The following is a 21,839-nucleotide window of genomic DNA, read 5'->3' as shown; positions in this document are numbered from 1 at the left end:
TCTGTTCCTCCTTACTGCCCCATGGGCACACCGTTGTTACGCAGGATCCCCCGGAAATCCGCGTCATTGATCCCCCAGTCCAGCCAAATGTCCCACAGATAGCCCAAATAGCCGGCCTTTTCGGACCGCCGGAAACTGGGGGCGGTGGTTCCGTTCAGATAGTCCACCTGTACGGACTTCACCAGCCTGGGATCTGCCGCCATAAACCAGGGGCAGGCGGCACCAGCGGACAGGATATTCAGGACGGCCTCCTGTACCACTTTAATCTTGTTCCTGTACTTGGTATTCAGCACGTTTACGGTGTGGCTGCCGATCCCCTCCACGTCGATCTGCGCCGTGCCCAGGATCTGCTCCACTTTCATGCCGTAGCCCACAGGCACAATGATGGTGGCAGGCTCCACCATAATGCTTTCGCCAAACTGGTCCGTCTGCAGTCCCATCATTTCAATCATTTTCATCAGCACCGCAATACTGGGGGCGCTGCCCGTGGCGATCAGGTTCTTGTGGGCCTCGTCGAACAGTGGGGCGCCGTCGAAAATTGCGGGGTTCTTATAGATCCGCTCATATACCTGGCGGTTGATCTTCTGCTTGGCCTTACGGGTGTACTGTTTCGGCATATTGGCCAGGAAACCAATGTCGTCATTGATGAACGCCTCGCGGGTCATACTGAACTGGGTGGCGTAGGTGTCCAGCTTGCGGGTGGGCAGCAGGTCCGTTTCCAGGGTGCTGGCCTTGATCTCCCCGCCCTCGGTCACTTTCTGGAAGTCGCCGCCGCCCATGACATACTCATGATCCTTGCTGGCCTTGAAGTCCGGCAGGGTCCCCTTGCTGGTCCATTCCTCAAAGGTGGCCGGCACAAGGTCATACTGCTGGACAATGGCCTTTTTGATGGCGTTGTCCATGATGGCGGGGAAGTCCGCCGTGGAACTAAAGAACTGCTTTACCGCCGTGTCCCACAGGTCAGCACGGGACCGGCGCAAAAGTTCCGTTACGGTTCCCTCACCGCTGCGGGCCATGCACTCGATCAGCATATCCCGCATGGACATACCCCGCATATCCTCCGCGCCCTGGGCGGGCTTGTCCAGTTCCACGCCCGCCTGGATCAGCATGGCGTCTCTGGCCGCGTCCCGGAAATTGTCCATTCCGCTGTCCCTGGCACCCACTACCACCGGGGCGCCATGCTGGATCATGTGGTCCACAGCGGCGGCCCGCACGGCGTCCATGGTGGCCCCGCTGCGGATATACTCCGCCGGGTCCATTCCGGTCTGGCGGCACAGGGCCAGAATGTCACCGATCCGCTGGCGCTCCTCCGCCACGGCCCGCTGGGCGTTCTCCTCTCCGGTGGCGCTGGGCGTCCCGGCAGGGGGAGGGGTGGGGGTGTTCACGGGGTCCTGTCCGCCCACGCTGCGCTGGCCGCCGGCAGGCTCACCGCCGCCGCCGTTGTCGTCCGGCTCCGCGTCGATCTGGCGCTGGAGCGCGTCAAACTCCGCCTGCTCCTCCGCCGTCAGGCCCTGCCCGGCGGCGCGGGCGGCGTCCACGATCTCCTGCTGCCGCTTGATCCACTTTGCTTTGTTTTTCATGCTCTTACCTCCATTTTGTTCTTGTTGATCTGAATTTGCCGTTCATACATGGACAGGTCCGGCGGGTCAGCATTGGACCGCCCCACGCCCACGGTGGCGTCCGCCGGCACAGACGCCACAGAAACCTCCAGCGGCGTCCATTTCCGGGCGATCATGCAGGGGCCAGTGAAACGCCCGTCCGCAGACACGGCCCCGGCCTTGACCTCCTCCCAGGCGTCCACAGCGTAGCGCACGGACGTGGTTTTCAGGGTCCCGGTCTTGACCTTGCCGAAAATCTTTTCCGCGTCGTCGTCGCTGTCGAACTCGATTTCTGCCATGCCCCGGTTGTTCTCCACCCATGCCCGGATCACCTTGCCCACCACTTTGTCCGGGTCGTGGTTGAACAGGACCACGCCCACCGTGTTCAGGCGGGACAGGTCCACCGCGCCCCCGGCATGGTCCAGAATCTCCATGCCAAAATAGCGCCGGTATGGCTCCTCGCTGGAAAAGCTAATTGTCCGTCTGCGGCTGTTCTCCGCCTCCGGCGGGCTGTTTGCCTCCCTGGCCAGGATCTCCCCCATGCTCCGGGTCCCCCGGTTTTTGTCCCGCTCCGGGTCCGCCCTGCCGGGCCGCTGTCGCTCCAGTTCCAAAAATCACACCTCCCATATCGATCCCTTTTTTCCTGCCGTACTCCAGGACCTCCGCCAGTTCGTCCACGGCGTCTTTCCAGTCTTTGCCCTTTTCCGCCTGGAGGTCCTGGAAAGTCTTTTGACCACTTTGCAGGGCGATTTTGTCCGCGTTTGCCTCTTTTGCCGGGTCGATCCACTTTTTCGGCGTCTTGACCCATGTATGATCCAGGAACTCCTCTTTACGGTCCCAAAAACCCGGCATTTGAAACAGGCCGGACAAAACCCCGGAAATAACAAAGTTTTCATACACCTCGGACATGAACGTGGTTAAAAGTTCGATCTCCTCCGTGTATGTGTTTTCATCCTCCAGCGCGTTTTGCCTGGCGGACGAATAGGTGGCCCCGCTCATGTCGCGGCTTACCGCCTCATAAGAAAGGCCCTGGCCTGCGCCGATCAATCCCTGCTGTGTTTTCAGGAACGCGGTGGCGTCGGTTGCCGCCCCTTTGGGGTCAATGATCTGTGCGTCGTCGCCCGGCCCCATTTCCATCATCATGCCGGGGGAAAGGCGCTTTCCCGCATAGTCCACTTGGCCGCCCTTGTTGCTCCAGCTGCTCCGCCCGGTCCCGCCGGTTGGCAACGTCTTTTTGATCAGCACCGCCAGACAGGCCGCGATCCGCTCCCTTACGCTTACAGCGTTGATAAATTCGTTTGTGTCCCGCACTCTGGTTATGGTGGGGGACATATCGGACATTTCCCGCAGTTGGCTGGGCCGGTGTTTACTCTTGTAGAAAAACACGTCTTTGGCCTCGATGTATGCAGGCTCCGCCAACTGCCAGCCCTCTATGTCATATTGGCGGATCCAGTAGCCCACCGGGCGGCGGTATTGGTTATACTCAATACCGCCCACCACCCTGTTGCCCTTGTGGCGTGGCGTTGCCTGGGTCTTGTCCAGTTCGTCCACTTCCAGGCATTGAAGTTTGAACGGGACCACACCGCCGGGTGTGTAGCGGTACAGGACGATCATGCCGCCGTCCACCTTTTTCCGCTCCACCATCATTCGCAGAATTTCATTGAAAGACTGTTCCCCGGTCACGTCGCAGTTGCGGGTTTTGCACCAGCGTTTCCACGCCTTTTCGATCCGCTTGTCCAGTTCGTCGCTGCCAGTCATGGCCCGCAGGGTGTAGCCCTTGCCCACCACGTTGCGCTTGTAGGCGTAAATAACAGACTGGGCTATATCGCTGTTTCGCTCCAGGTCCCGCGCCCGTGCCCGCACCACGTCCCGGCTGTAACGGTCCGTAATTTCTGCACTTTCATTCACGGCCCGCCACCCGGAATTTATCCGGCCATGCCCTGCGGCGTCATAGCCTCGCAGTTCATCCAGCCCTTGCCGCCACATTTCCCGCTCGTAGGCCCGGCGCGGGGACACGGTGGCGATCACATTATCAAGCCAGCCCATGCCGATCACCTCCCGTCAAAAAATGCCACATAAGTCCGGCCCAGTAGGCTGCCGCTTTCCTCATTGGCCAGCTGTGCCTCCAGGTCGTCCCGCATGGACTTCAACATGGCCAGGTCCGCACGGGTCAGGGACCGGCTGCCGATCTTGTAGGACTGGCCGCCACATAGCACGGTGGTGATGGCGGTATTGACTTGGGCCAGCATTTCCGCCGCCGTCATTTTCGTTTCGTCCATGGTTGCCTCCGGTTAAATCCATTCTTCATGTTTGCGGATCCAGTTTTCCTCCGGCGCGGGTTCCTGCCGGGGCGGCTGGTCCACCTTTTCCTGCGGTTTCTCCGCACCCTCCTGGTTCTGGAGAAACAGGGATCGGACCTCCAGCACGTCCGCCGCTGCCGCCGCGTACACTTCACAGTCCAGGTAATGGTTGGCCGCGTGGGACGTTTTCAGTTCCCACCGCTGGACCACCTTGCCCTTGGACCGTTCCGTGATCTTATGCTCCGCCGTGACCTGTTCTGCATATTCCAGGTCGCAGTCTTTATGTACCATCCAGGATCCGCACCCGTTTGGCCGCCTCATTCTGGCGGCGATCATGTCCTTGTATTTTCCGCCGTCCACCAGAACCAGCTGCATACCGTTGGCGCGGCTCCCCGCCTTGTCCACGGTGGAAATTCTGTAATGTCCCTGCATAGTGGGGACGCCCTTGCAGGGCCGCACCCATTCCGCATTGATCAGGCAGAACTCATAAACCGCGTCGGTCTGGTCGCCGCTGTCCATCAAGGCCAATTCCACCATCATTTTTTCGCCAGACGGCAGGGAAAAAGCGGTATTCATAACCCGCTCCACCTCCACCATAGAAAGGGCCTGGCCGTGGGCCACGTTTTGGCTGGTCATAAAATCGCCCCAGGCCCGGATCGTCCAGTACAGACAATTTTCCTGCACGTCGATCCCAGCGGTCAGCAGTTTGGTCCACTCTGGCAGTTCCCAGGCGGGCACGTCGGTCTGGCGCTCCATGACCAGATCCGCGTTGGTTTTCAGTTTGGTGTCCTCCCACGGTTCCGCCAGCCACGAATTAGTGAAGTTTTGCAGCAGTTCCGGGTCGTCTTTGCTCCGCATGAACTCCTTGGCAATATTTGAAAATCTGGTAAAAGGGGAGTACAGGGTGGAGATCCAAAAGGCCACGCTTTTGGGCTGCGCCGCGCTCTTTCGCACATACTCCCACCGGCCAGCCTCCAGCATTTTGCCCTTGTCCTGGTCGGTGATCACGCACCCACACGCCTGGCACACATAGCTGGCCATTTCCGCCCGCTCCGCGTTGTCCGGCACGTCGTCCTTGCTGGGCCACTTGATTTGTGCAAATTTCAATTCGATATACTGGCCACAATGGGGGCATGGGACGAAATAGTGCTTTTCCGCGTCTGCCTCCTCCTTTGCTTTCCAAATATGGCCCGTTTTCAGCGTCGGTGTGGAGGTTATAAAAATTTTCCGGTTTGTGGTGTAGGTCTTTGTCCGCTCTATGGCCAGGGAAACGGGATCCGCCTCTTTCTTGCTTGCCCCTGGGTATTTGTCCACTTCATCCAGGAACAAATAGCGTATATTTGTACTTGCAAGGTCCGCCGGGCTGTTGGCGCCGTTCAGGTAGACGGTCATGGTGCTAAATTTCAGCTGTAATTTTTTGCTGATATGCTCCCGGTATTTCTCCGCCAGCACCTTGCAAGCCTTGATCATGGGATCCAGTTTGGCGTCCACAGTCCGCTCCGCCAGGTCGTCCGACGGGTACACAATCATGGTTGGCCCCGGTGCCTGGTCAATCAGGCTGCCCAGCATATTCTCCATGGCGGACGTTCCGCCCACCTGGGTGGGCTTCACGAAAACGATTTTTTCCACCACGTCGTCGTCGAATGTGTCCATGATCTCCACCAGGTACGGGGTCACGCTGTTTCGCCACGGCCCCGGTATGGCGTTCCCGTCCGGCAGTATGCGGTGCTTTTCTGCCCACTTGGAAACTGACAGGCGTTTCCGTGGGCGCAGGATTTCAACGGCTGTTATGATCCAGCCTGGCACCTCATAGCGTTTTACACGGAATTTTTTCACCGTTTTGCCTCCTCCGGCTCTACCACGGCAGCGTCCACGAATAAGGCCAGCATATCCTCCAATTCCTTACGGGTGGCCCGCTCGATAGCGCGGGCGGTGGCGGCGTCCGTATAGCTGGCCACGGTGCCCGCCACCCTGCTGGGTATGTTCATGGCAAAATTTTTGAACGTGTCCATAAACTCCGCCAGCTGCTCGGTGGCCGCCGCCGTTTCGATGTATCGCCCCTCGGCTATGTCCGCCTTTATGCTGGCAAGCTGGCCCTGGCTCTCTTTCAGTTTCACCTCTGCCTCCAGCTTTTTCAGGGCCAGTTCTGCTGTGCGGCTTTTCTCTCCGGTTTCCTGGGCCTTTTGCTCAATGTGGGCAATATACCGCTGAACGGTGGCGCAAGTCCGATATTTCCGCACCCCGCCGCCTGGTGGTATCTCCGTTTCCAGCACCCCGTCCTGGGTCAGCTGTTGGACCCTGCGGGCGCCCTTAAAGCCCAGCAGTTGGGCGATCACCGTTGTGCTTGCCCATTCTGGCACGGTCCCGGTCAGGACCTCCGGCTTTTCCGCTTTCGGCTTTTTGGGTGCCGTCTTTTTCGCGGCTGTTTTCTTTTGCTCCGCCACGTCAGGCGGCCCCCTTTCCCGCTCCGGCGGTGGAGGTCCGCCGGTTTCGTTTTTCCCGTCTGCGTCCGTTTCGCATTTTGACCCGCTCCGGCCCGCTCGGTTATCCCCCCTAAAGGGGGGGATAAATTTTCCGGGTGTTTTTGCTTTGCGTAACGTAACAGGCCCAAAAATTTTTTGTTTCATGGGCAAAAATACCGGGCTCTCCTTGCCCCGCATTGGTTTTAGGCCCAGGGAGGACCCGCGCCGGGGGGTGGCCGTCGATCTCGCGGGCCCGTTGGCCTGCGTCCCGGCCTCCCGGCGCGTCCCTGGAGGGCGGCGGGGTGAAAGGATAAAGCCCCCGCCGCACACCCTCCGCACCCATGGAGTGAAAAGCGGCGGGGCCACCAGGTTTCTGTCCCCTGGCGGCCCCTGTATTCCTTGCGGCTTTTCATGCTATCAATATAGCACACCAAAACGTCCGATAACGTCCGAACTTTTACTCCTTGCCATTCTTTTTTGCGGTTGGCTTTCCCTGCGCTCCAGCCACGCCTATGACCTCCCCGCTTTTCTCATTGGCGGCCAGGTCGTCCAGGGCGGCGTTGTAGTAATCAATCACGCGGGACCGGCTCATGTGTACCTCACTGGCGATCCGCTCCCACTTCCGGCTGTCTATATGCCGCATTTCCACCACAGTCCGCTCCATGGACCCCATGGGCAGCAGGTCGATTAAGTCCATAACATTCTGGACGGCCCTGGCTATTTCCGCCTGCTGGGCCTCGATCCGTTCCTCCACGTCCGCGATCTGAAAGACAAGGGCGCCCGCCCCGTCCGGGTGTACCAGCTTGGCGGATGGTGTGGCCCGGAACGCCGGGGCGGTGGATGGCCCCCGCAGTTCTGCGGATAGTGTGCGGCGGCGCTCCTCCAAAATCCGCTTTTTCTGTTTGGCCGCGTGATATTGCTGCAGGTAGCATTTCACCGCCTCCCGCTCCAGTTTGGCCCCCGTTGTCTTTCTGCCCATGGTTACACCTCGGTTATGTCAATTCCCAGCTTGTCCTTTAGCAGCTTTCGCTTTAGCAAATATTCCTTGGTCCGCGTGGGACGGCTTTTCACGTCCTCCACCACCAGATCCCACATTGGCCCCTTTCCCGTCCAGTACGCTGCTGGGGCCTGGTATGTAAAATCCGCCCTGTATCGGATGGCCCGTACCCGGCGGCCCTCGGTGTCTGTGTATGCCTCTTGCAGCGTAAAATCCACTTGCAGGCGCAGGTCCCGGATCTGCCCCGCCCGCTCCAGCGCGGCCAGGTGGTCATAGCGCCGGGCTTCCTTTTGGCTGTCGAAATGGAGGACGGCCCCGGACGGCGTGATCCGCTCGGTTGGGCTGTTGTGGTATTTGCTGGCCTTTGGCGGCCCGTCGGCGGCAGGGGATGGAGGAGGCCCCCGCCGCTTTTGCTGGGCCATGTATTTCTGGAGCGCCTGGGCCTGATATTTTGGCGGCAGGTCTTTCACGTCAATGGCCACCAGCTACACCTCCGCCGCGTTCGGGATCTCCACATACTGCCACGACATGGGCGGGTGGTTCAGCCCAAACTCCGCCAGCGGGCTGGGGGTGTTGAATTTCTCCGGGGACTGGATCACCCACCCGTAAAGGCTCCCGCCTTTTGCGTAGGCCCGCAGGGCCTCCATGGAAACGCCGGACCGCTCCACCAGCATTTCCAGCAGGTTGGTTCTGACCCACCCCCAGCAGGTAAATTTCCCTTGCACCGCTCCGGTCCCGCTCACATACACCAGGACGGTCAACGGCCAGCGGAACGCCCGCCCGTCCTTGCTTTGCGGGGCGGACTTGCGGATCTCCAGCGTCTTTTCCCCGGACAAGATTTTCTCCCACCACTCCGGTTTCATGCTCATAAGCACCGCCCGCACGGCTCACACCTCCCACGGGAACATGGAGGCGGGGAGGTCCGGGAAATACTCCCGCAGGTTGCCCTTGTAGAACACGGGGATCTCATTCTCCGCGCAAAATGCCGCGATCTGGTCCACCCACTCCCGGCGGGGGATCACCTTGTCCCGGCGGCTGCCTGTTTCAGCCCCCAGGATCACCCACTGGGGCAGGCCCTCCGCCTCCCCCATGGCCACCGGCTCCAGCAGCGGCTCCATGCTCCAAAACGTGTTGATGTTCGCCCAGGGCATGGGGTACATGGCCGCCGCGTCCCTGTTGGCCACCGTGGACCCGTACCAGAAATTTTCCCCATGGGGGAGGAGGGCCAGGTGGTCCAGTTCCAGGTAGCGGGCCGGGTTCTTTGTCAGGAACAGGTAACGGTGCTGCGGCGCCCGCAGGCAGGCGTCGATCACTTGGGCGATCCAGGACGTTGGCACCCACTTCCCGAAAAGGTCCGCCATGGAACACACAAAAACGGTCTGCGGCTCCTCCACGCGCTCCGGCTGGTTCAGGCGGTAGCGGTGCAGGGTAGGCTCGAAACCGTAGGGGTAGGGGGTGGCTTTGATCTTCTTCTCCAGAACATGGAGGCCACCAGGCAGCGGGGCGGGATCCTCCAGCCCCTTGTCGAAACGGTGGGCGGTCCGCCTGGCGTAGCAGTAGGGGCACCCATGGCGGCACCCGGTCAGCGGGTTCCATGACATGGTGGCCCAGTCTATTTTCGTCTTGTTCATTGTGCGATCTCCTTTCTGTTTTCCGGGGGCGTCTGGTTCGTCCCCAAACTTTACACATTTACAAGGCCATAAAAAGCTGAACTTACATTCAGCCCGATCCCGCCTTTTTCCGCCGTGCCTTTTTGGGCGGCTCCGGCTGCCGTACATACTTATAATATAGGTATCCGTATTTTGTGGCTTTGCTCTCCACCAATATGTAGCCCTTTGGCGGGCGGGGCGGTTTGTTCTCTGTATAGTTGCGCTTGACCTCGGTGGACGGCTCCCGATCCGGCTTGTCCAGCTTTCCGGCCTTTTTCCAGCGGTGCCCGCCCTGTTCCGGTGTCCAGTGGTCAAAAAGATAATTCGCCAGGCCGGTGTAGTCCTGGCCGTGGTCTATACCATTATAATAATTGTTGGCTTTCAGGTTTTCGATCCGCACGATCTCACCCATGCCCCACAACTTTGTGATCATGTCCTCCGGTATGCCCTCGGAAACCATGTGGAAATGGATCCGGTGGGTTCCCTTGCCGCGTCCCATATAGATCAGGATCTTGGCGTTTGGGAAATGGTACATTAGGCGGCGGGTGAAGTTGTCCCGCAGGCGGCGGGCCTCTTGGAATGTGTGGACCTCATATTCATTATTAAATGTTAGAGTGCTATATAGGGAGGTAGGGCCAAAATTAGCGTTGAACAGGCGGGCGTGGTTCCGGCGGGAAATTCCGATCCGGTGCTGTGCCCGCTCCTCCTCGGTCTTAAACCGGGGCCGTGGCTCCGCCTTTCTTATGTCCCGCACACGGTCCGGGACGTTGAAAACGATTTGCTCACACACGGCCCCCGAAAAAAGCCGTGTTTTTACTCTTTGCATATCCGCCCCGCCTTTTCCGTCGTGGTAGGGTCTGCCCCGGCGGCACTATTCGCCGCCGGGGTCCTCTTTCCATTCTTTTACAATGCAATCCCGGCACATATAGCAGTCCTCGCAATAGTCGCACAGGTCCAGCCCGTCCATGGCCGCCCGCCGGATCATGGCCTCCAGGTCCGGGACGTTGATCTGGCGGTTTGGGTGGATCAGTTCCACCACCCTGGCCAGATATTGGCCCGCCTGCCAGTCCCCGAAAACCTCCACCGGGCCGTCCTGCTCCATGGTTTCCGGGTTCAGCGACACAATGGCCACGCTGCCACCCGCTGGGTCAGCCTCCCAACGGGCCGGGGTTTCACTGGCCACGTTTCCGTCCCGGTCCACCTGCCGGCGGCCCAGGGTACAGGTGCCCACGCCTATGCTGATTATTCCCACGCTTTTGGCCTCCTTTTATCCTCGTTTTGGATCGTACTTGCTAAAATCCGGCTGCGCTTTGAAGATCAGCCGATTGTTGCACCACCTTTGCAGGTATCGGACTTCCTGGGGCGCTCGGTCCTTGTTGTAGATCATTACATAGGGGGAATATCCCAGGTCACGCAGGGCATAGACGCGGGCCAGGTCCTCCTCCAGTGTGCTGTTGAAATTGGTTAGAACATACACGCCCTTTTTGGTCGGGTCTTTCCGCCTGTACCAGTGGGAAAACCTTTCAAATTGTGGCCGTAGGTCCTCCGCCGGGTTGTCCCAGGCAAAATGTAGCCGCTCGATCCGCATTTTCCCCAGCAGGTCCGCCACGTCTTTGTCCGCCAGGCGAATGTCCAGCCCCTGGTTAAAATCCACATAGGCCCTGGAGGCCGCCAACTGCTCCAGCAGGTCCCACCGCTCCGGGCAGGCCAGAATATTGGGATCCATTATGGTTATATTTCTTTGACCTCTCCAGAACTCTGAAAGATCGGCCACTTTTATGGAGGCGCGGCCCTCTTTCCCGCCCACATGACAGAAATGGCACCCACGGGGACAGCCCCGTGTTAAAAAGCCGTAGGCCGTTTTTTCTGTCAATTCCGGGTACAGGGAATAGTCCGGGTATATATGCTCTATTTCCAGTGGCAGGGGCTTGTCCCGCTCCGGGTGGTAAACTTCCCGGTCACCCTCCAGGGTGATGGCGTACCCCGTGCCGCCCTTGATCACCTGGCCAGCGTTCAGCGGTTCCGGGTGGTCCGGCGTGTATGTATCGCTGAAAACCTTGGACATATACACCACGTCATAGTGGAATAAATCGGACCACCACCATTCCACCGTGTCACCTCTGGCCTTATGCCATGCGGATATTTTCATAAGCGCCAGGTTTGGGTAGTTGTGGCCGTCCACGTCGATCAGACCAATTTTCACAGCTGCGCCACCCCCAACACAGTGGACAGTTCCCTGAAAAAGTCCTTGTTTCTTATGCTCAATCCCGCCGCCACCCTGGCGTCCTCCAGCTTGAAACGGGTTTCCAGGTCAAAGACGCTTTTCCCGTCCCCCTTCATGGGGCGGCAAGTTTTCCGCTGTAATTCTTTCAGGCGATCCCAGTATTCCGGCAGATAACGGTATATGTTCCGCAATTCTCCCAGGTTTTTGTTGGTACAGCACCAGCAGGAAACACGATCCAATATTTCATACAAGCGGACCGTTCCGCTTGGCGTGTTGGCTCCATGCTCCCGCCATTCATGCCCCTGCTGATATGAATAGGCCAGGCAATCCGCCTCTGTCATTTTCCACTCAATCAGCGGAAAACGCTTGTATGGCTTGAACTCCTTTTCCTGCCGTTCTGGTTCGTCTGCGGCGATCCCCACCAACACTATGGCGTCCCGATCCTCCGCATATTTTCCCAAAATTGTCCGCTTGTCAGCCGTACCCCAGCGGCACGTCCCGCCGCACCAGCTATATCCCAGGTGTTCGTTTTCTTTCCCCACGTTCACGGGGCGTTCAAACATTTGCCAGCAGAAACTATATTCCGGGTGCAATACGGTGTGTTTGATCCCGTTTTTGTCCAGTAATTTGACCAATGCCGCCCATTCGTTATATATGGCTTGGAACTCCATGCCGGTGTCATACATGATCACTTCATCCAGCCGCAGGTTTCGCCGTATGCACTCATAGGGGATCACTATGCTGTCCTTCCCGCACGAAACGCTGGCGATTGTATATCTGCTCATACTTTCACCACCTGCTCAAAACGGATCTTCATTTGTGCGGGGTACAGGTCCACCTCCGGGCGGCGCTCTCCAGTCCAGCGCAGGCCGCCAGCTTGTCCCACACATTTCCACCCGGCTGCCCGCAGGCTTGCCCCGTTTTCGCTCTCCAGTATGTAGGTTACAAGGCGTTTATATCCCATAGCCCTGGCCGCTCTCCATGCCGCCGCGTAAAGCATGGAACAGGCGTTTTTTGTCCCGTCGGTACAAAGGCGGTTTACCTCCAGGGTCCACCCATCATCCAGGTGCCTGGACACTGGGCGGCCCACGATGGCCACGCCCACGATTTTCTCCCCGTCTGATAGTCCTATGGAATACTTATGGCCCGCCACCGGGCCATGGTGCCGGTGGTTCTGTTCCACATAGGCGTTGGCCTCCCGCAGCGTCATGGGGACGATTTCCAGCGGCGCGGCCTTGCGTTTCTCCGCCGCTTGCGGTTCCTCCGGCTCCGCCTGTCCCGGTTTTTCCATGGCCTCCGCCGCCGGTGTGGCCACGCTTTCCTCCACAGTCAGCCCCGGCAGGCTCCACCCATCATCCCGCACTTGAAAAGCGTCCCCCAGCTGGATGGTGTCCGGGAAATTGTGCTGTGTGGTCTGTACGGCGTACTTGTCGATCTCGGCGGCATAGTAGTGGGCGATATGCGCCCCCAGCTTATCCAGCGCCAGGTGCCCGCAGCTCATACCGTCATACATGGACAGCACTTCCAGCGGCTCGGTTGTGATCCCCGGCGCATAGTGGAGAATGTGGGCGATCACGTCCACCGTCCAGCCGTTGCCCAGCATTTTATAAGCCTGGGTATCAGACACGGGGAATATGTAGTCCTCCGGCACCGTCTGGAGACGCTTGCACTCTGTCACGGTCAGTTTTCGGATAATATAAAACCCGTCCGCCAGTTTTATGGGGTATTGTTTTTCTTTTATTGTGATCTGGCCGTCCCGGACTTCATAGACCGGCCATTCTTTCCCGGTCTCCGGTTCTATGATCTTCATTTTATGGGCGTGTCCCGCAATTACAGACGGCCCTTTCACGTCGTCAAAATATACCGTGTAGCCCTGGGCCGTTCCCGATCCGTCTTTGTAGGTACACCGGATATTTTGATCTGTCACCACTACGTCACAGGACTGGAGCGGGTTGTATTCAATAGGTGTCCGCACCGCATACAGCGGGCCGTCCACACCGCCGCCGTTTGGCCTGGCTGTCAACGTCACGGCTTTCCCGTCTGCGTCATATACCCTATGGGCCTGTCCGCCTTTTATTTCCCCCTCTGCGTTTGGCATATCGCCCACCCGCACCGGCGTGGCATAAAGCCCAGTCTTTGCCCCCACGCCACCGCCCTTTCCGCACATGGTCACGCTTTTACCGTCCGGCGAATATACCCGGTATTGCTGACTGTCAAAGTCCGCATTTTTGGCGTCGCTCTCTATGGTCCCTATCCTCACCGGCTCCGCCACGCAGGTTTTACAGTCCACAGTATTTCCCACCAGGTTTCGGATCCCGTCCTTGTAATAAGTAGCCCGCAGACAACGGGCTTTTCCGTCTGCCGTCATATTCACCGGCTCCGCCGCCATAGGCGCGGGGAAATGCTGGCCGCACACGCCATTGACTGCCCCGGCGTTGGCATAGTTGGCTTTCAGCGTGTACCCTTTTTCTTTCAGCGGCAGGCCGCTTTCCAGAATGTCCCGTAACAGGATCCCCAGGTCCTCCGGCTGCTCCACGCCGGGGATATTGGTCCAATATAGGCGCTGGCGGTTTTGCGCACTCACCAGGGCGGAATTGATCAGGATCGGCTCCACGCCTAACTCCCGCGTGATCTGCGCCCGGATGGCCGGTGCCATGCTTTTGTTGTTCTCATACAGGAAAAAGTCCGGCTTGAATTTCTCCAGGGCGATCAGGTAGTTTTTGAACAGTTCCCACCCCAGCCCCTCCGGCTCGGTTTCCCGGTTTTTTGTTTGCGCTATGCTCCAGTGGGTACAGGGGGACCCGCCGATCAGCAGTTTCACCCCGCACCGCCCCCTTTCATGTCCAGATACAGGGCGCAGTCTTTCCCGGTCCGCTTGCACCACGCCCATTCAATCATGGCGCCCGCGCTCTCCCGGTAGTCCGGCAGGAACACGGCCAGGTCCGCCGCCTCCAGCATGGCCAGCGTGATCCGCATATAGTCCCGTTCCCCCAGGCCCGCCGGTAAAATGGCCGGGTTCAGGACTACATGGCCCAGTGCCTCCAGGGCTTTGGCCGCCTCCCGAAACTTGGCCCTGTATTTTTTATCGCCGGTGATCTTTCCGGCTATGTGGATTTTCACAGGCTGCACTCCTTTTTCCGGCTTGCAAACCGCCCGGCGTGTGGTATAATGTAGGCAGTCGGACGGTTTGCGCCGTTCACCTCACCACCTGCGCCGTGTTGTCAGCACCGGGCGCGGGTGGTTTTCTTTTTCTCCAGGTATTCGTCCGCCATGCTCATGGCGTCGTCCATGTGTTCCTGGTCCACGATCTTCCATTTCCCCGGCTTTCCCGCCGCCGGCTCCACCGCATTGGCCAGCGACGCGGCGATCATGGACGGCGCACGTCTTACGCGCTCCAGGGCCTCCTCATACTTTCCCTTTGCCTCCCGGTACTCCATGAACTCCTGGAACTCCGCCGCGTCCATTTTCACGCTAATTTCCACTTGTTCCGCCTTTCTCTCTGGCCTCATAGCTGATATGGGCCTCCTCCACCAATTTGGTGATCTCCGCGCCGATCAGCCCGTCCGGGTCCTCCGCCGCGTTTATGGCCTCCGCCGAAACGGTGGCCCGCTCTATGCTGGTCAGCCTTGCCCAGTCCTCGGTGACACACAGGCGAAAGTCACCATTTGCCCACCTGTCAACCGAAATAATGATCCGCCCGCCTCCCTTTAGGGCGGTTCTCAATTTATCGCTCATTTTGTTGCCCTTTCTGTGATCTCCAGCTGTTGAAATTCCTGCATTGTGGCCGCGATCCGGTCCGTGGCCATTTGCCAATATTCCGGGTTGATCTCCACACCCACGAAATGGCGCCGCAGACGCTTGGCCACCACTCCGGTGGTTCCGCTCCCGGCAAACGGGTCCAGGACCGTCCCGCCCTCCGGGCACCCGGCCAATATGCACGGTTCCACCAGGCGCTCCGGGAATGTGGCATAGTGGGCGGCCTTAAATTGCCCTGTTGCTATGCTCCATACGCTCCGCTTGTTCCTGCCCCCGGTGTTGTTTGCGCTGTTCCCGTGGCTCTCCCGCTCCACGCGGGCGCTGTTCTGGAATGACCGCCCGCCCGTATAGGCTCCACCGCCTCGGAATGTCCTGGCGTTCCCCTTGACCCCGCACGGCTCCCGGATTGCCGCCGCGTCAAAATAGTAATGGGCCGATTTTGACAGCAGGAAAATATATTCGTGGGCCTTTGTGCAACGGTCCCGGACGCTTTCCGGCATACAGTTGGTTTTGCTCCATATAATATCCTGCCGCAAATACCACCCATCAGCCCGCAGGGCAAAGGCCAAAAGCCACGGGATCCCCATCAGGTCCTTGCACTTGTAGCCGCCCGGCGGCTCTTTCCTGGTGTGCCCGTGTGCGTTCCTGGTGTTTGCCGGTGGCTGCGGCCCGGACCTGGTGGCGTAGCTGTCCCCGATGTTCACCCACAGCGTCCCGTCCTGGCGCAAAACCCGCCGGACCTCCCGGAACACGCCCACCAGCTTGGTTATGTACTCCTCCGGCGTTTCCTCCATGCCGATCCGCCCGGCTGCCCCGTAGTCCCGCAGATTGTAATAGGGCGGGGAGGTCACGCAGGTGTGGACGCTTTCCGCCTCCAGTGTCCGCAGTTGCTCCAGGGCGTCACCGCAAAGGATCGTTTCCACTGTCCGCCACCTCCTGGGCCAGAAACCACGCCGGGCTGTTCCGCTCCGCCTGGTGTGGGCACCTGTCGCACCCGGACGCCCGGCACCTGGTACAAAATTTCTGCTGGAAAACTTCATCCCATGGGGTTTCCAATGCGGGAATGGAGGCCAGGAACTCCGCCAGGGCCTCCCTGGAGGCGGTGATCTGGTCAAAGTATGTAATGCGCGGTTTCATTTCCTGGATCAGCGCGGCCTTTTGCGCCTCCAGCCTCCGCCGCGCCTCCGCCGGGTTCCAGCCACAGGTCCCGCACTTTGATGGATCCTCACACCCCACACCATGGGCGTGTTTACATTCAACACGATCCATTTAGGCGTCCTCCTCTTTGTGGAGGTCCACACCCTCCAGGGCCTCCCACACGGCCCGCTCCCAGGCTTTGCCCCACCCGGATTTTGCTTTCCGCACGGCCTCCACCGCTATGGCCTCGGTTCCGTCGTCCCACAGCAGACGGCAGTTGTCCACTACAATGGCACCGTCATGCTCCGCCGCGTCCCGCTCCACCATGCCCAGGTAGGACAGCGGGATCCCCCAGCAGGCCAAACTCTCCGCCTGGAAAATCTGAAACCCCTGCATGATCACCGGCACCAGGTCCACGTCGTCGCCGCGCTCACCGATCCGCCAGTTGTTCATTTCCTCGGCGGCGGTTTCCGGTATGACCAGCTGCGGGTTTAGGTCTTTCATAATGTTGGTGGGTTCCTTGTCGCCCGGTATCATCCCGGCGTGTTCCACGATGGTGGCCAGGACCTTGCGCGGCATGACCTCCCGGCGGGCCTGGATATACCAGGACTGCGTATAGATGGCCATTACCCCGCCTTGGCTGTTGACGGTGTACCCGCCGCCCTTATAGGCCCGCTTGATGGCCCGGACCACCCCGGCCTCATTGATCAACATTTTTTCATCCCCCTTTATATGATGTATGGCATTTTCGCCGGCACGTCCCCCGGCTCCGCCACCCACACCTGGGCGTCCGTGATCTCCGCCCAGTCACACCGCCACACCTCCGCCGCGTTTTGTATGGCGGTCAGGTTGGAGGAATGGGGGACCACCACGGTGCCGTGGACGGGGTGGACCACCCTGGCCCGCCCTGGGGCGCTCCAGCGGCTTTCCCGTGACCGCTGCGCCGCGTCTGTCAGTATGCGGGCGCGTTCCGCCGGGTCTATTCTCCGGCCCATGCGTTCACCGCACACTCCCACCGTTCCAGGGCCTCCAGAACGGCGTCCGTGTATTCGTTGGAGGTGATCCCGGCCTCCCAGGCCGCCCGCGCTCCGGCTTGTCCTCTGTTGTAGGCCATAGCCACCATGGCCGCGTCCCCAACAGGCTTTTCTCACCGTGGCCCAGGGGGAACGGGTCCCGGAACGTATAGCCCAGGCAGTCCTCCCACTGTTTCGTTTCCGGGTTCCTGCGGCGCTTGGTTTCCTGGTGGTACACGCCCACCTTGCACACGTCATGCAGCAGGCCCAGGACCGCCACGGTTTCCTCGTCCGCCTCCGAAAGCTGGCGCACACCCGGCTCGTTCCGGTCCGTCATGTCCCGGACGGCGATTTCCCGCAGGCGGCGCCACACGTTCAAGCTATGGACCGCCAGCCCGCCCGGCTGGGCCAGGTGGTTCTTGCTGGAGGCCGGGGCCGTGAAAAAGTCCGTGTCATTCTCCAGCCAATACAGCAGGGCCGCCTTGCCATTCCGCCCGATACTGCGGTTATACACCGCCAGAAAATCCGCCCTCGGATCTCTTGCTATCTGTTCCACGTTTACCTCCTATTCCTCCGGGGCCTCGTTGCCCCAGGCGTCCCAGCCGTCCGCCCTCTGGCGGGCGAATAACTCAATACGGGGCACGTCGCCCAGCAGTTCCACGATCCGCCGCCTGGTTTCGTCCGGTTTTTTGCTGTGCCCCTCAAAAGGGGCCTCTATGACCTGGTGGACCTTGTGACTGCGGATCCGCTCCCCGGCCTTAAATCCGGGGGACACACCCAGCAGGCACACCTCCGCGTTTGCGCGGGTGTAGGCCCCCATTCCCCAAAAGTTCCCGCCGTTTTTCCGGTTTTTCTTGACCCACACAAAGGCGGCGGTTTTGTATGTAAAGCCCCACGCCTCCATGACCTTGATGGCCTCCCCGATGTTGGGGAACGTGGCCCACATAAAGCAGGCCGCACCCTCCGCACAGATGGAGGGGACCGGCATGGCGCAGATCTCGGCGGTGGTCATGGTCTGGTAATGTTTCGCCGCGTTGCCCCGGCTCTTTTCCGTGGCTCCACACTGGCGATATGCCCACGGCGGATCCGCATAGATCACGCTGTACCGCCGATCAGGTAGCTGGAGAAAGTCCGCCATAGCTGCCACCCCTTTCCACCCGCCGCTGTGTGGGCTTGTCCGCCCATGGGCAGGTCCGCCGGTGGAGTACAAAGGCCACGGGGAGGTCCCGGCTCTCCTCCTCCGGTCTGGCCTGCCGCCCGGTGATGGTGGCGCCCATATCGTCCAGGAACTCCTCCGGTCCGCCGTCCTCGATCACGAAAACGGGATCCGGGTCCACGGGGACCTGCTTGCCCTCCATGCTGGTGATCCAGTCGATTTCCTGGCCGCAAAATTTACACCGCGCCACAGGCAGCCCTCCTCTCCGCCGCCGTGGTGAACTCCTCCACCATGCCCCGCTCCAGCAGGTCCTTAGTGTCCAGGTCATGGACCACGCGGGAAACCTGCGGCCCGCAAAACTCCTTTTTGTCGATTGACAGCAGGGCCTTTCCCATGCAGGTGGAGAAAAACGCCACGCACAGCAGGCCGTCCGCGTCCGTCCATTTCAGCCACCAGTCCGGCGCCCGGTATGCCTTGGTGATTGTCACCCGGCGCATGGGCGGCAGATCCTCAAATTCACCCACCAGCTTGTAAAGACTGGTTTTGTTGGCTTTCAGTCTGAACATTTACCCCACACCTCCCCAAACCAGGCCAGGATCCGCTTTTCGTATTTCTTGCGGGTCCGCTTTTTCTTTGTGTGTCGGTATCGGCGGACCAGTTCCGGCTTGAATATCCGCGCCAGGTGTAGGGCCAGGGCTAACTCCATAGAGTAGAAGAACGCCCGCAGGCCCTCCGCCGCCACCTCCACGGTCGCGGACATATCGCTCCATATCGCCGCCAGCCTCTCCGCCGCCGCTGCCGCCTCCTCCGCAGTCACGCCGCCCGCCGAATAGTCCGGCGTGATTTCCGGCATGGGGTGGCCGACTTCCACGGGTTTGCCGTCAAGGTAGGCCACCACGGTGCCGCTGTTGCTGTCAGGTCCCACTTGGCCACCCCTCCCCGCGCTCATACCCCAGCAGGATATTGTGGCCCATGTCGCCCAGGCTGTGCGCCAGGACCTCCAATTCCAGCAGGTCCCGGTATTTCAGCCCCATGGCGTCCAGGCGGGCGTGGAACTTCTTGGCCCGCTCGGTCACTTCCCGGATGGCGGCCTGTTCCTTGGCCGCGTCCTCCGCGTCATAGGCCGCCTGCAGGTCCTCCAGCTTGATCTCCCCGGCGGCGATCTTCTTGCAAAACTCCTTGGCACCGGCCAGGTCAAAGTCCTGGCGGGACAGTGCGCTTATTTGCCGGGGGTTATTGCTCACGGGGTAGATTGCCACGAAATACCGCTGTTCTCCGCTCTTGGTTTGCGGTTCGCCTTTTCGGATCCAGAACTCCATGCCATTCTGGCGGCCCCGCAGGTCGCCATGCCGGTCCTGGAACTTGATTTCCTTTTGCTTTGCCATGGCGTCCTCCTATCTGCCGGCGGCCTCCGCCGCCTGGCTGCTGTCGGTGGGCTGTCCGGCCCGCTTGCCCCGCCGCTCCAGCGACGCCTGCACCCGGCGCTGGGCCACGTCCGCGCTGTACCGCAGACGCCGATCCGGCAGGCGGGTCCCGTCCTGGCCCCTGGTCAGTTCCTTGTAGACCACATGAACAGACACGCCCGTGGTTTCGGAAATTTCTTTCGGCGTCCGCCCATCCTCCCACAGTTTTTCGATTTTCTGGCGGTCCTCCAGGGTCCTAAAAGCATAATCGGCCACGTCCTCACCCCCAAACGATAAAAAAATTAGGCCACACATGGCCGTGTGGCCTTGTGTAACCTAATAATAATGGCTGCCATACTTTGGGCTTGGAATCTTTTTCCTTGACAACCTCCCAGATTTCGTTATAATAAGGCGATCTCAGCCTGTGCAGCCCCATGCTTTGGATTTTCTCAGAAAGGAGCGCCTGCCTATGATTCGTATTTTGACCGACAGCACCAGCGATCTCTCTCCCGCCCGGGCGGCAGAGCTGGGGGTGGAGATTCTGCCCCTGTCCGTCCAGTTTGGCGAGGAGAGCTTCGCCGACGGGGTGGACATTACAAAGGAGGAGTTTTACGCCAAGCTGGCCCAGGCGGAGGCTCTGCCCACCACCGCCCAGATCCCGCCGGAGACCTTTATCGACGCCTTCCGCCGGATGACGCAGAACGGGGATCAGGTGCTGGGCATTTTTATCTCCAGCGCCATGTCCGGCACCTATCAGTCCGCGCGGATCGCCCGGGAGGTGGTGGGAACGTCCCATATCGCCCTGGTAGACTCCCAGACCGTCACCTTCGCCCTGGGCCTGCTGGTGGAGACCGCCTGTATACTCCGGGATCAGGGCCTGTCTCTGGAGGCGCTGGCGGCCAGGCTGGAAGAACTCTCCCGCCGGGTGCGGCTGCTGGCGGTGGTGGAGACGCTGAAATACCTGAAAATGGGCGGGCGCATCACCGGCGCCGCCGCGGTGGTGGGAGGGCTGCTGGGCATCTGTCCCGTAATCTCCATTGAAAACGGCCTGGTGGTCTCTGTGGGCAAGGGCCGGGGCCGGAAGGCGGGCTTTCAGCTCATTGAAAAATGGCTGCGGGAGAAGGAGGCCGTTGATACCGCCCTTCCCGTGTCCTTCGGCCACTCCAACGCCCCCCAGGCCATGGCGGAGTGCATGGACTATTTTAAGGGCTGCACCGCCGGAACCCAGCTGTGCCCTATGGACATCGGCGCGGTGGTGGGCACCCACGTGGGCCCGGGGGCGGCCGGCCTGGCCTTTTTTGTGAAGGAAGCGGGGGATTAGGTGAACGAGGTCTTGACCCAGCTCCGCCAGCGGAAATCCGTCCGGGTGTTTACCCAGGAGCCGGTGACGCCGGAGGAAAAGCGGACCATTCTGGAGGCGGCGGTCCACGCCCCCACCGCCGGCTGCCAGCAGCTGTACACCATTCTGGACATCACCGACCCGGCGCTGAAGGCCCGGCTGGCGGACACCTGCGACCACCAGCCCTTCATCGCCCAGGCTCCGGTGGTGCTGATCTTCTGCGCCGACTGCCGCCGGTGGTTTGACGCCTATGTGGAGGCGGGGGCCGGCCCACGCCAGCCCGGGGCGGGGGATCTCCTCCTGGCGGTGGACGACGCCCTCATCGCCGCCCAGAACGCCGTTACCGCCGCCCACAGCCTGGGACTGGGGTCCTGCTACATCGGGGACATCATGGAGCAGTGCGAGACCCACCGCCGCCTGCTGAACCTGCCCCTGTGGGTCTTTCCCGCGGCCATGCTGGTGCTGGGCCGGCCCACGGATCAGCAGGTAAGCCGCCCCAAGCCGGAGCGGGTCCCTCTGGAGTACGTCGTGCAGGAGAATACCTACCGCCCCCTCTCCGGGGCGGAGCTGCGGGCCTGCTTTGCCGGACGCACCGGCGGACAGCGCTTTGAATCCTGGATGCAGGCCTTCTGCCAGCGCAAGTACAACTCCGATTTTTCCCGGGAAATGACCCGCTCGGTGGAGGAATACCTCCGTGACTTCCAGGACGAGGAGCCTATGGACCGGTAATCCGGCCCGCCGGAGAACCGTTATCCACAAAAAAAGCGGCAGGTGTGGAAAACCTGCCGCTCCTTTTTCTCTGCCT

31 protein-coding genes and 1 pseudogene are annotated in these 21,839 nt (G+C 60.3%); 2 read left to right on the top strand and 30 right to left on the bottom strand.

Going from position 1 to position 21,839, the window contains the following annotated elements:
* Nucleotides 1–11 precede the first annotated feature (11 nt).
* The 30 genes and pseudogenes from D1159_RS04615 to D1159_RS04475 form a co-directional block, all read right to left on the bottom strand.
* Complete coding sequence (locus tag D1159_RS04615) at nucleotides 12–1,580, bottom strand: hypothetical protein (protein ID WP_160583932.1); 1,569 nt, start codon at nucleotides 1,578–1,580, stop codon at nucleotides 12–14.
* Nucleotides 1,577–2,140 (bottom strand): HK97 family phage prohead protease, encoded by a 564-nt coding sequence (locus tag D1159_RS04610; protein WP_160583934.1) that lies wholly within the window; start codon nucleotides 2,138–2,140, stop codon nucleotides 1,577–1,579. Before D1159_RS04610 ends, D1159_RS04615 begins: the two co-directional genes overlap by 4 nt.
* Nucleotides 2,070–3,644, bottom strand: a complete 1,575-nt coding sequence (locus D1159_RS04605) for a phage portal protein (RefSeq protein WP_161844512.1) — start codon at nucleotides 3,642–3,644, stop codon at nucleotides 2,070–2,072. Before D1159_RS04605 ends, D1159_RS04610 begins: the two co-directional genes overlap by 71 nt.
* A 5-nt stretch (nucleotides 3,645–3,649) precedes the next feature.
* Nucleotides 3,650–3,877 (bottom strand): peptidylprolyl isomerase, encoded by a 228-nt coding sequence (locus D1159_RS04600; RefSeq protein WP_160583938.1) that lies wholly within the window; start codon nucleotides 3,875–3,877, stop codon nucleotides 3,650–3,652.
* Nucleotides 3,878–3,889: 12 nt separating this feature from the next.
* A complete protein-coding gene (locus D1159_RS04595) occupies nucleotides 3,890–5,734 on the bottom strand; it encodes a phage terminase large subunit family protein (RefSeq protein ID WP_161844511.1) in 1,845 nt (614 codons plus the stop codon).
* Nucleotides 5,731–6,342: a hypothetical protein gene (locus D1159_RS04590; protein WP_161844510.1), complete on the bottom strand. Its 612-nt coding sequence runs from the start codon at nucleotides 6,340–6,342 to the stop codon at nucleotides 5,731–5,733. Before D1159_RS04590 ends, D1159_RS04595 begins: the two co-directional genes overlap by 4 nt.
* A gap of 475 nt (nucleotides 6,343–6,817) precedes the next feature.
* On the bottom strand, nucleotides 6,818–7,339 hold the full coding sequence (locus tag D1159_RS04585) for a hypothetical protein (RefSeq protein ID WP_161844509.1): 522 nt from the start codon (nucleotides 7,337–7,339) through the stop codon (nucleotides 6,818–6,820).
* Nucleotides 7,340–7,341: 2 nt separating this feature from the next.
* Nucleotides 7,342–7,839, bottom strand: coding sequence for a DUF1064 domain-containing protein (locus tag D1159_RS04580; protein WP_347563631.1), 498 nt, complete (start codon nucleotides 7,837–7,839; stop codon nucleotides 7,342–7,344).
* 3 nt (nucleotides 7,840–7,842) lie between these two features.
* On the bottom strand, nucleotides 7,843–8,226 hold the full coding sequence (locus D1159_RS04575) for a hypothetical protein (protein ID WP_160583944.1): 384 nt from the start codon (nucleotides 8,224–8,226) through the stop codon (nucleotides 7,843–7,845).
* Between the two features lie 18 nt (nucleotides 8,227–8,244).
* Nucleotides 8,245–8,988, bottom strand: a complete 744-nt coding sequence (locus tag D1159_RS04570) for a DUF5131 family protein (protein WP_161844508.1) — start codon at nucleotides 8,986–8,988, stop codon at nucleotides 8,245–8,247.
* Nucleotides 8,989–9,076: 88 nt separating this feature from the next.
* Nucleotides 9,077–9,832 carry a hypothetical protein gene (locus tag D1159_RS04565; protein ID WP_161844507.1) on the bottom strand — a complete coding sequence of 252 codons (756 nt, stop codon included), beginning with the start codon at nucleotides 9,830–9,832 and terminating at the stop codon, nucleotides 9,077–9,079.
* A gap of 45 nt (nucleotides 9,833–9,877) precedes the next feature.
* The gene (locus D1159_RS04560) at nucleotides 9,878–10,258 is read right to left on the bottom strand and encodes a hypothetical protein (protein ID WP_161844506.1); all 381 of its coding nucleotides are present in this window, start codon (nucleotides 10,256–10,258) and stop codon (nucleotides 9,878–9,880) included.
* A 15-nt stretch (nucleotides 10,259–10,273) separates the two neighbouring features.
* Entirely contained in the window at nucleotides 10,274–11,209 is a 936-nt protein-coding gene (locus D1159_RS04555; RefSeq protein WP_161844505.1) for a radical SAM protein, read from the bottom strand.
* Complete coding sequence (locus tag D1159_RS04550) at nucleotides 11,206–12,015, bottom strand: phosphoadenosine phosphosulfate reductase (protein WP_202620925.1); 810 nt, start codon at nucleotides 12,013–12,015, stop codon at nucleotides 11,206–11,208. Before D1159_RS04550 ends, D1159_RS04555 begins: the two co-directional genes overlap by 4 nt.
* On the bottom strand, nucleotides 12,012–12,440 hold the full coding sequence (locus D1159_RS04545) for an XF1762 family protein (protein ID WP_161844580.1): 429 nt from the start codon (nucleotides 12,438–12,440) through the stop codon (nucleotides 12,012–12,014). The genes D1159_RS04550 and D1159_RS04545 overlap by 4 nt, the downstream gene beginning before the upstream one ends.
* Before the next feature lie 360 nt (nucleotides 12,441–12,800).
* Nucleotides 12,801–14,120 (bottom strand): annotated as a pseudogene (locus D1159_RS19510) (DNA cytosine methyltransferase); the annotation flags it as partial.
* A complete protein-coding gene (locus D1159_RS04535; protein WP_161844504.1) occupies nucleotides 14,048–14,350 on the bottom strand; it encodes a DUF4406 domain-containing protein in 303 nt (100 codons plus the stop codon). The gene D1159_RS04535 and the pseudogene D1159_RS19510, both read right to left, overlap by 73 nt.
* A gap of 101 nt (nucleotides 14,351–14,451) precedes the next feature.
* Nucleotides 14,452–14,739 (bottom strand): hypothetical protein, encoded by a 288-nt coding sequence (locus tag D1159_RS04530; protein ID WP_161844503.1) that lies wholly within the window; start codon nucleotides 14,737–14,739, stop codon nucleotides 14,452–14,454.
* Entirely contained in the window at nucleotides 14,702–14,965 is a 264-nt protein-coding gene (locus tag D1159_RS04525) for a hypothetical protein (protein WP_160583954.1), read from the bottom strand. The genes D1159_RS04530 and D1159_RS04525 overlap by 38 nt, the downstream gene beginning before the upstream one ends.
* The gene (locus tag D1159_RS04520; protein ID WP_347563630.1) at nucleotides 14,962–15,909 is read right to left on the bottom strand and encodes a site-specific DNA-methyltransferase; all 948 of its coding nucleotides are present in this window, start codon (nucleotides 15,907–15,909) and stop codon (nucleotides 14,962–14,964) included. Before D1159_RS04520 ends, D1159_RS04525 begins: the two co-directional genes overlap by 4 nt.
* Entirely contained in the window at nucleotides 15,887–16,255 is a 369-nt protein-coding gene (locus tag D1159_RS19505; protein WP_243152106.1) for a hypothetical protein, read from the bottom strand. The genes D1159_RS04520 and D1159_RS19505 overlap by 23 nt, the downstream gene beginning before the upstream one ends.
* A complete protein-coding gene (locus tag D1159_RS04515) occupies nucleotides 16,256–16,837 on the bottom strand; it encodes a hypothetical protein (protein ID WP_161844501.1) in 582 nt (193 codons plus the stop codon).
* A gap of 14 nt (nucleotides 16,838–16,851) precedes the next feature.
* Entirely contained in the window at nucleotides 16,852–17,118 is a 267-nt protein-coding gene (locus D1159_RS04510; protein WP_161844500.1) for a hypothetical protein, read from the bottom strand.
* A 4-nt stretch (nucleotides 17,119–17,122) separates the two neighbouring features.
* Nucleotides 17,123–17,692, bottom strand: coding sequence for an HD domain-containing protein (locus tag D1159_RS19500; protein ID WP_161844499.1), 570 nt, complete (start codon nucleotides 17,690–17,692; stop codon nucleotides 17,123–17,125).
* A 9-nt stretch (nucleotides 17,693–17,701) separates the two neighbouring features.
* Nucleotides 17,702–18,274, bottom strand: a complete 573-nt coding sequence (locus tag D1159_RS04500; RefSeq protein ID WP_160583966.1) for an MT-A70 family methyltransferase — start codon at nucleotides 18,272–18,274, stop codon at nucleotides 17,702–17,704.
* Nucleotides 18,249–18,542 (bottom strand): hypothetical protein, encoded by a 294-nt coding sequence (locus tag D1159_RS04495; RefSeq protein WP_160583968.1) that lies wholly within the window; start codon nucleotides 18,540–18,542, stop codon nucleotides 18,249–18,251. Before D1159_RS04495 ends, D1159_RS04500 begins: the two co-directional genes overlap by 26 nt.
* Nucleotides 18,529–18,858: a hypothetical protein gene (locus tag D1159_RS04490; protein WP_160583970.1), complete on the bottom strand. Its 330-nt coding sequence runs from the start codon at nucleotides 18,856–18,858 to the stop codon at nucleotides 18,529–18,531. The genes D1159_RS04495 and D1159_RS04490 overlap by 14 nt, the downstream gene beginning before the upstream one ends.
* A complete protein-coding gene (locus D1159_RS04485) occupies nucleotides 18,846–19,217 on the bottom strand; it encodes a hypothetical protein (protein WP_161844498.1) in 372 nt (123 codons plus the stop codon). The genes D1159_RS04490 and D1159_RS04485 overlap by 13 nt, the downstream gene beginning before the upstream one ends.
* Nucleotides 19,207–19,677 (bottom strand): hypothetical protein, encoded by a 471-nt coding sequence (locus tag D1159_RS04480; protein WP_160583975.1) that lies wholly within the window; start codon nucleotides 19,675–19,677, stop codon nucleotides 19,207–19,209. Before D1159_RS04480 ends, D1159_RS04485 begins: the two co-directional genes overlap by 11 nt.
* Nucleotides 19,678–19,686: 9 nt before the next feature.
* Complete coding sequence (locus D1159_RS04475) at nucleotides 19,687–19,971, bottom strand: helix-turn-helix domain-containing protein (RefSeq protein WP_161844497.1); 285 nt, start codon at nucleotides 19,969–19,971, stop codon at nucleotides 19,687–19,689.
* 193 nt (nucleotides 19,972–20,164) lie between these two features.
* On the opposite strand from D1159_RS04475, the gene D1159_RS04470 reads away from it, so the two are divergent.
* Both D1159_RS04470 and D1159_RS04465 read left to right on the top strand, forming a co-directional pair.
* Nucleotides 20,165–21,016 (top strand): DegV family protein, encoded by an 852-nt coding sequence (locus D1159_RS04470; RefSeq protein ID WP_161844496.1) that lies wholly within the window; start codon nucleotides 20,165–20,167, stop codon nucleotides 21,014–21,016.
* Nucleotides 21,017–21,763, top strand: a complete 747-nt coding sequence (locus D1159_RS04465; protein ID WP_161844495.1) for a nitroreductase family protein — start codon at nucleotides 21,017–21,019, stop codon at nucleotides 21,761–21,763.
* The last annotated feature ends 76 nt before the right edge of the window (nucleotides 21,764–21,839 follow it).

This window comes from Pseudoflavonifractor sp. 524-17 (genome assembly GCF_009935845.1).
In the GTDB taxonomy this organism is placed as follows: domain Bacteria; phylum Bacillota; class Clostridia; order Oscillospirales; family Oscillospiraceae; genus Pseudoflavonifractor_A.
This window is presented reverse-complemented; position numbering and strand designations above follow the sequence as displayed.

Excerpts from the sequence above, each read along its gene's own strand:
- D1159_RS04470 (WP_161844496.1), top strand. The coding sequence starts at position 20,165 with ATGATTCGTATTTTGACCGACAGCACCAGCGATCTCTCTCCCGCCCGG.
- D1159_RS04510 (WP_161844500.1), bottom strand. The coding sequence starts at position 17,118 with ATGGGCCGGAGAATAGACCCGGCGGAACGCGCCCGCATACTGACAGAC.
- D1159_RS04610 (WP_160583934.1), bottom strand. The coding sequence starts at position 2,140 with ATGGGGGAGATCCTGGCCAGGGAGGCAAACAGCCCGCCGGAGGCGGAG.
- D1159_RS04605 (WP_161844512.1), bottom strand. The coding sequence starts at position 3,644 with ATGGGCTGGCTTGATAATGTGATCGCCACCGTGTCCCCGCGCCGGGCC.
- D1159_RS04615 (WP_160583932.1), bottom strand. The coding sequence starts at position 1,580 with ATGAAAAACAAAGCAAAGTGGATCAAGCGGCAGCAGGAGATCGTGGAC.
- D1159_RS04575 (WP_160583944.1), bottom strand. The coding sequence starts at position 8,226 with ATGAGCATGAAACCGGAGTGGTGGGAGAAAATCTTGTCCGGGGAAAAG.
- D1159_RS04490 (WP_160583970.1), bottom strand. The coding sequence starts at position 18,858 with ATGTTCAGACTGAAAGCCAACAAAACCAGTCTTTACAAGCTGGTGGGT.
- D1159_RS04500 (WP_160583966.1), bottom strand. The coding sequence starts at position 18,274 with ATGGCGGACTTTCTCCAGCTACCTGATCGGCGGTACAGCGTGATCTAT.
- D1159_RS04480 (WP_160583975.1), bottom strand. The coding sequence starts at position 19,677 with ATGGCAAAGCAAAAGGAAATCAAGTTCCAGGACCGGCATGGCGACCTG.
- D1159_RS04565 (WP_161844507.1), bottom strand. The coding sequence starts at position 9,832 with ATGCAAAGAGTAAAAACACGGCTTTTTTCGGGGGCCGTGTGTGAGCAA.
- D1159_RS04585 (WP_161844509.1), bottom strand. The coding sequence starts at position 7,339 with ATGGGCAGAAAGACAACGGGGGCCAAACTGGAGCGGGAGGCGGTGAAA.
- D1159_RS04600 (WP_160583938.1), bottom strand. The coding sequence starts at position 3,877 with ATGGACGAAACGAAAATGACGGCGGCGGAAATGCTGGCCCAAGTCAAT.
- D1159_RS19505 (WP_243152106.1), bottom strand. The coding sequence starts at position 16,255 with ATGGATCGTGTTGAATGTAAACACGCCCATGGTGTGGGGTGTGAGGAT.
- D1159_RS04545 (WP_161844580.1), bottom strand. The coding sequence starts at position 12,440 with ATGACGCTGCGGGAGGCCAACGCCTATGTGGAACAGAACCACCGGCAC.
- D1159_RS04550 (WP_202620925.1), bottom strand. The coding sequence starts at position 12,015 with ATGAGCAGATATACAATCGCCAGCGTTTCGTGCGGGAAGGACAGCATA.
- D1159_RS04515 (WP_161844501.1), bottom strand. The coding sequence starts at position 16,837 with ATGTTGATCAATGAGGCCGGGGTGGTCCGGGCCATCAAGCGGGCCTAT.
- D1159_RS04570 (WP_161844508.1), bottom strand. The coding sequence starts at position 8,988 with ATGAACAAGACGAAAATAGACTGGGCCACCATGTCATGGAACCCGCTG.
- D1159_RS04525 (WP_160583954.1), bottom strand. The coding sequence starts at position 14,965 with ATGAGCGATAAATTGAGAACCGCCCTAAAGGGAGGCGGGCGGATCATT.
- D1159_RS04530 (WP_161844503.1), bottom strand. The coding sequence starts at position 14,739 with ATGAGGCCAGAGAGAAAGGCGGAACAAGTGGAAATTAGCGTGAAAATG.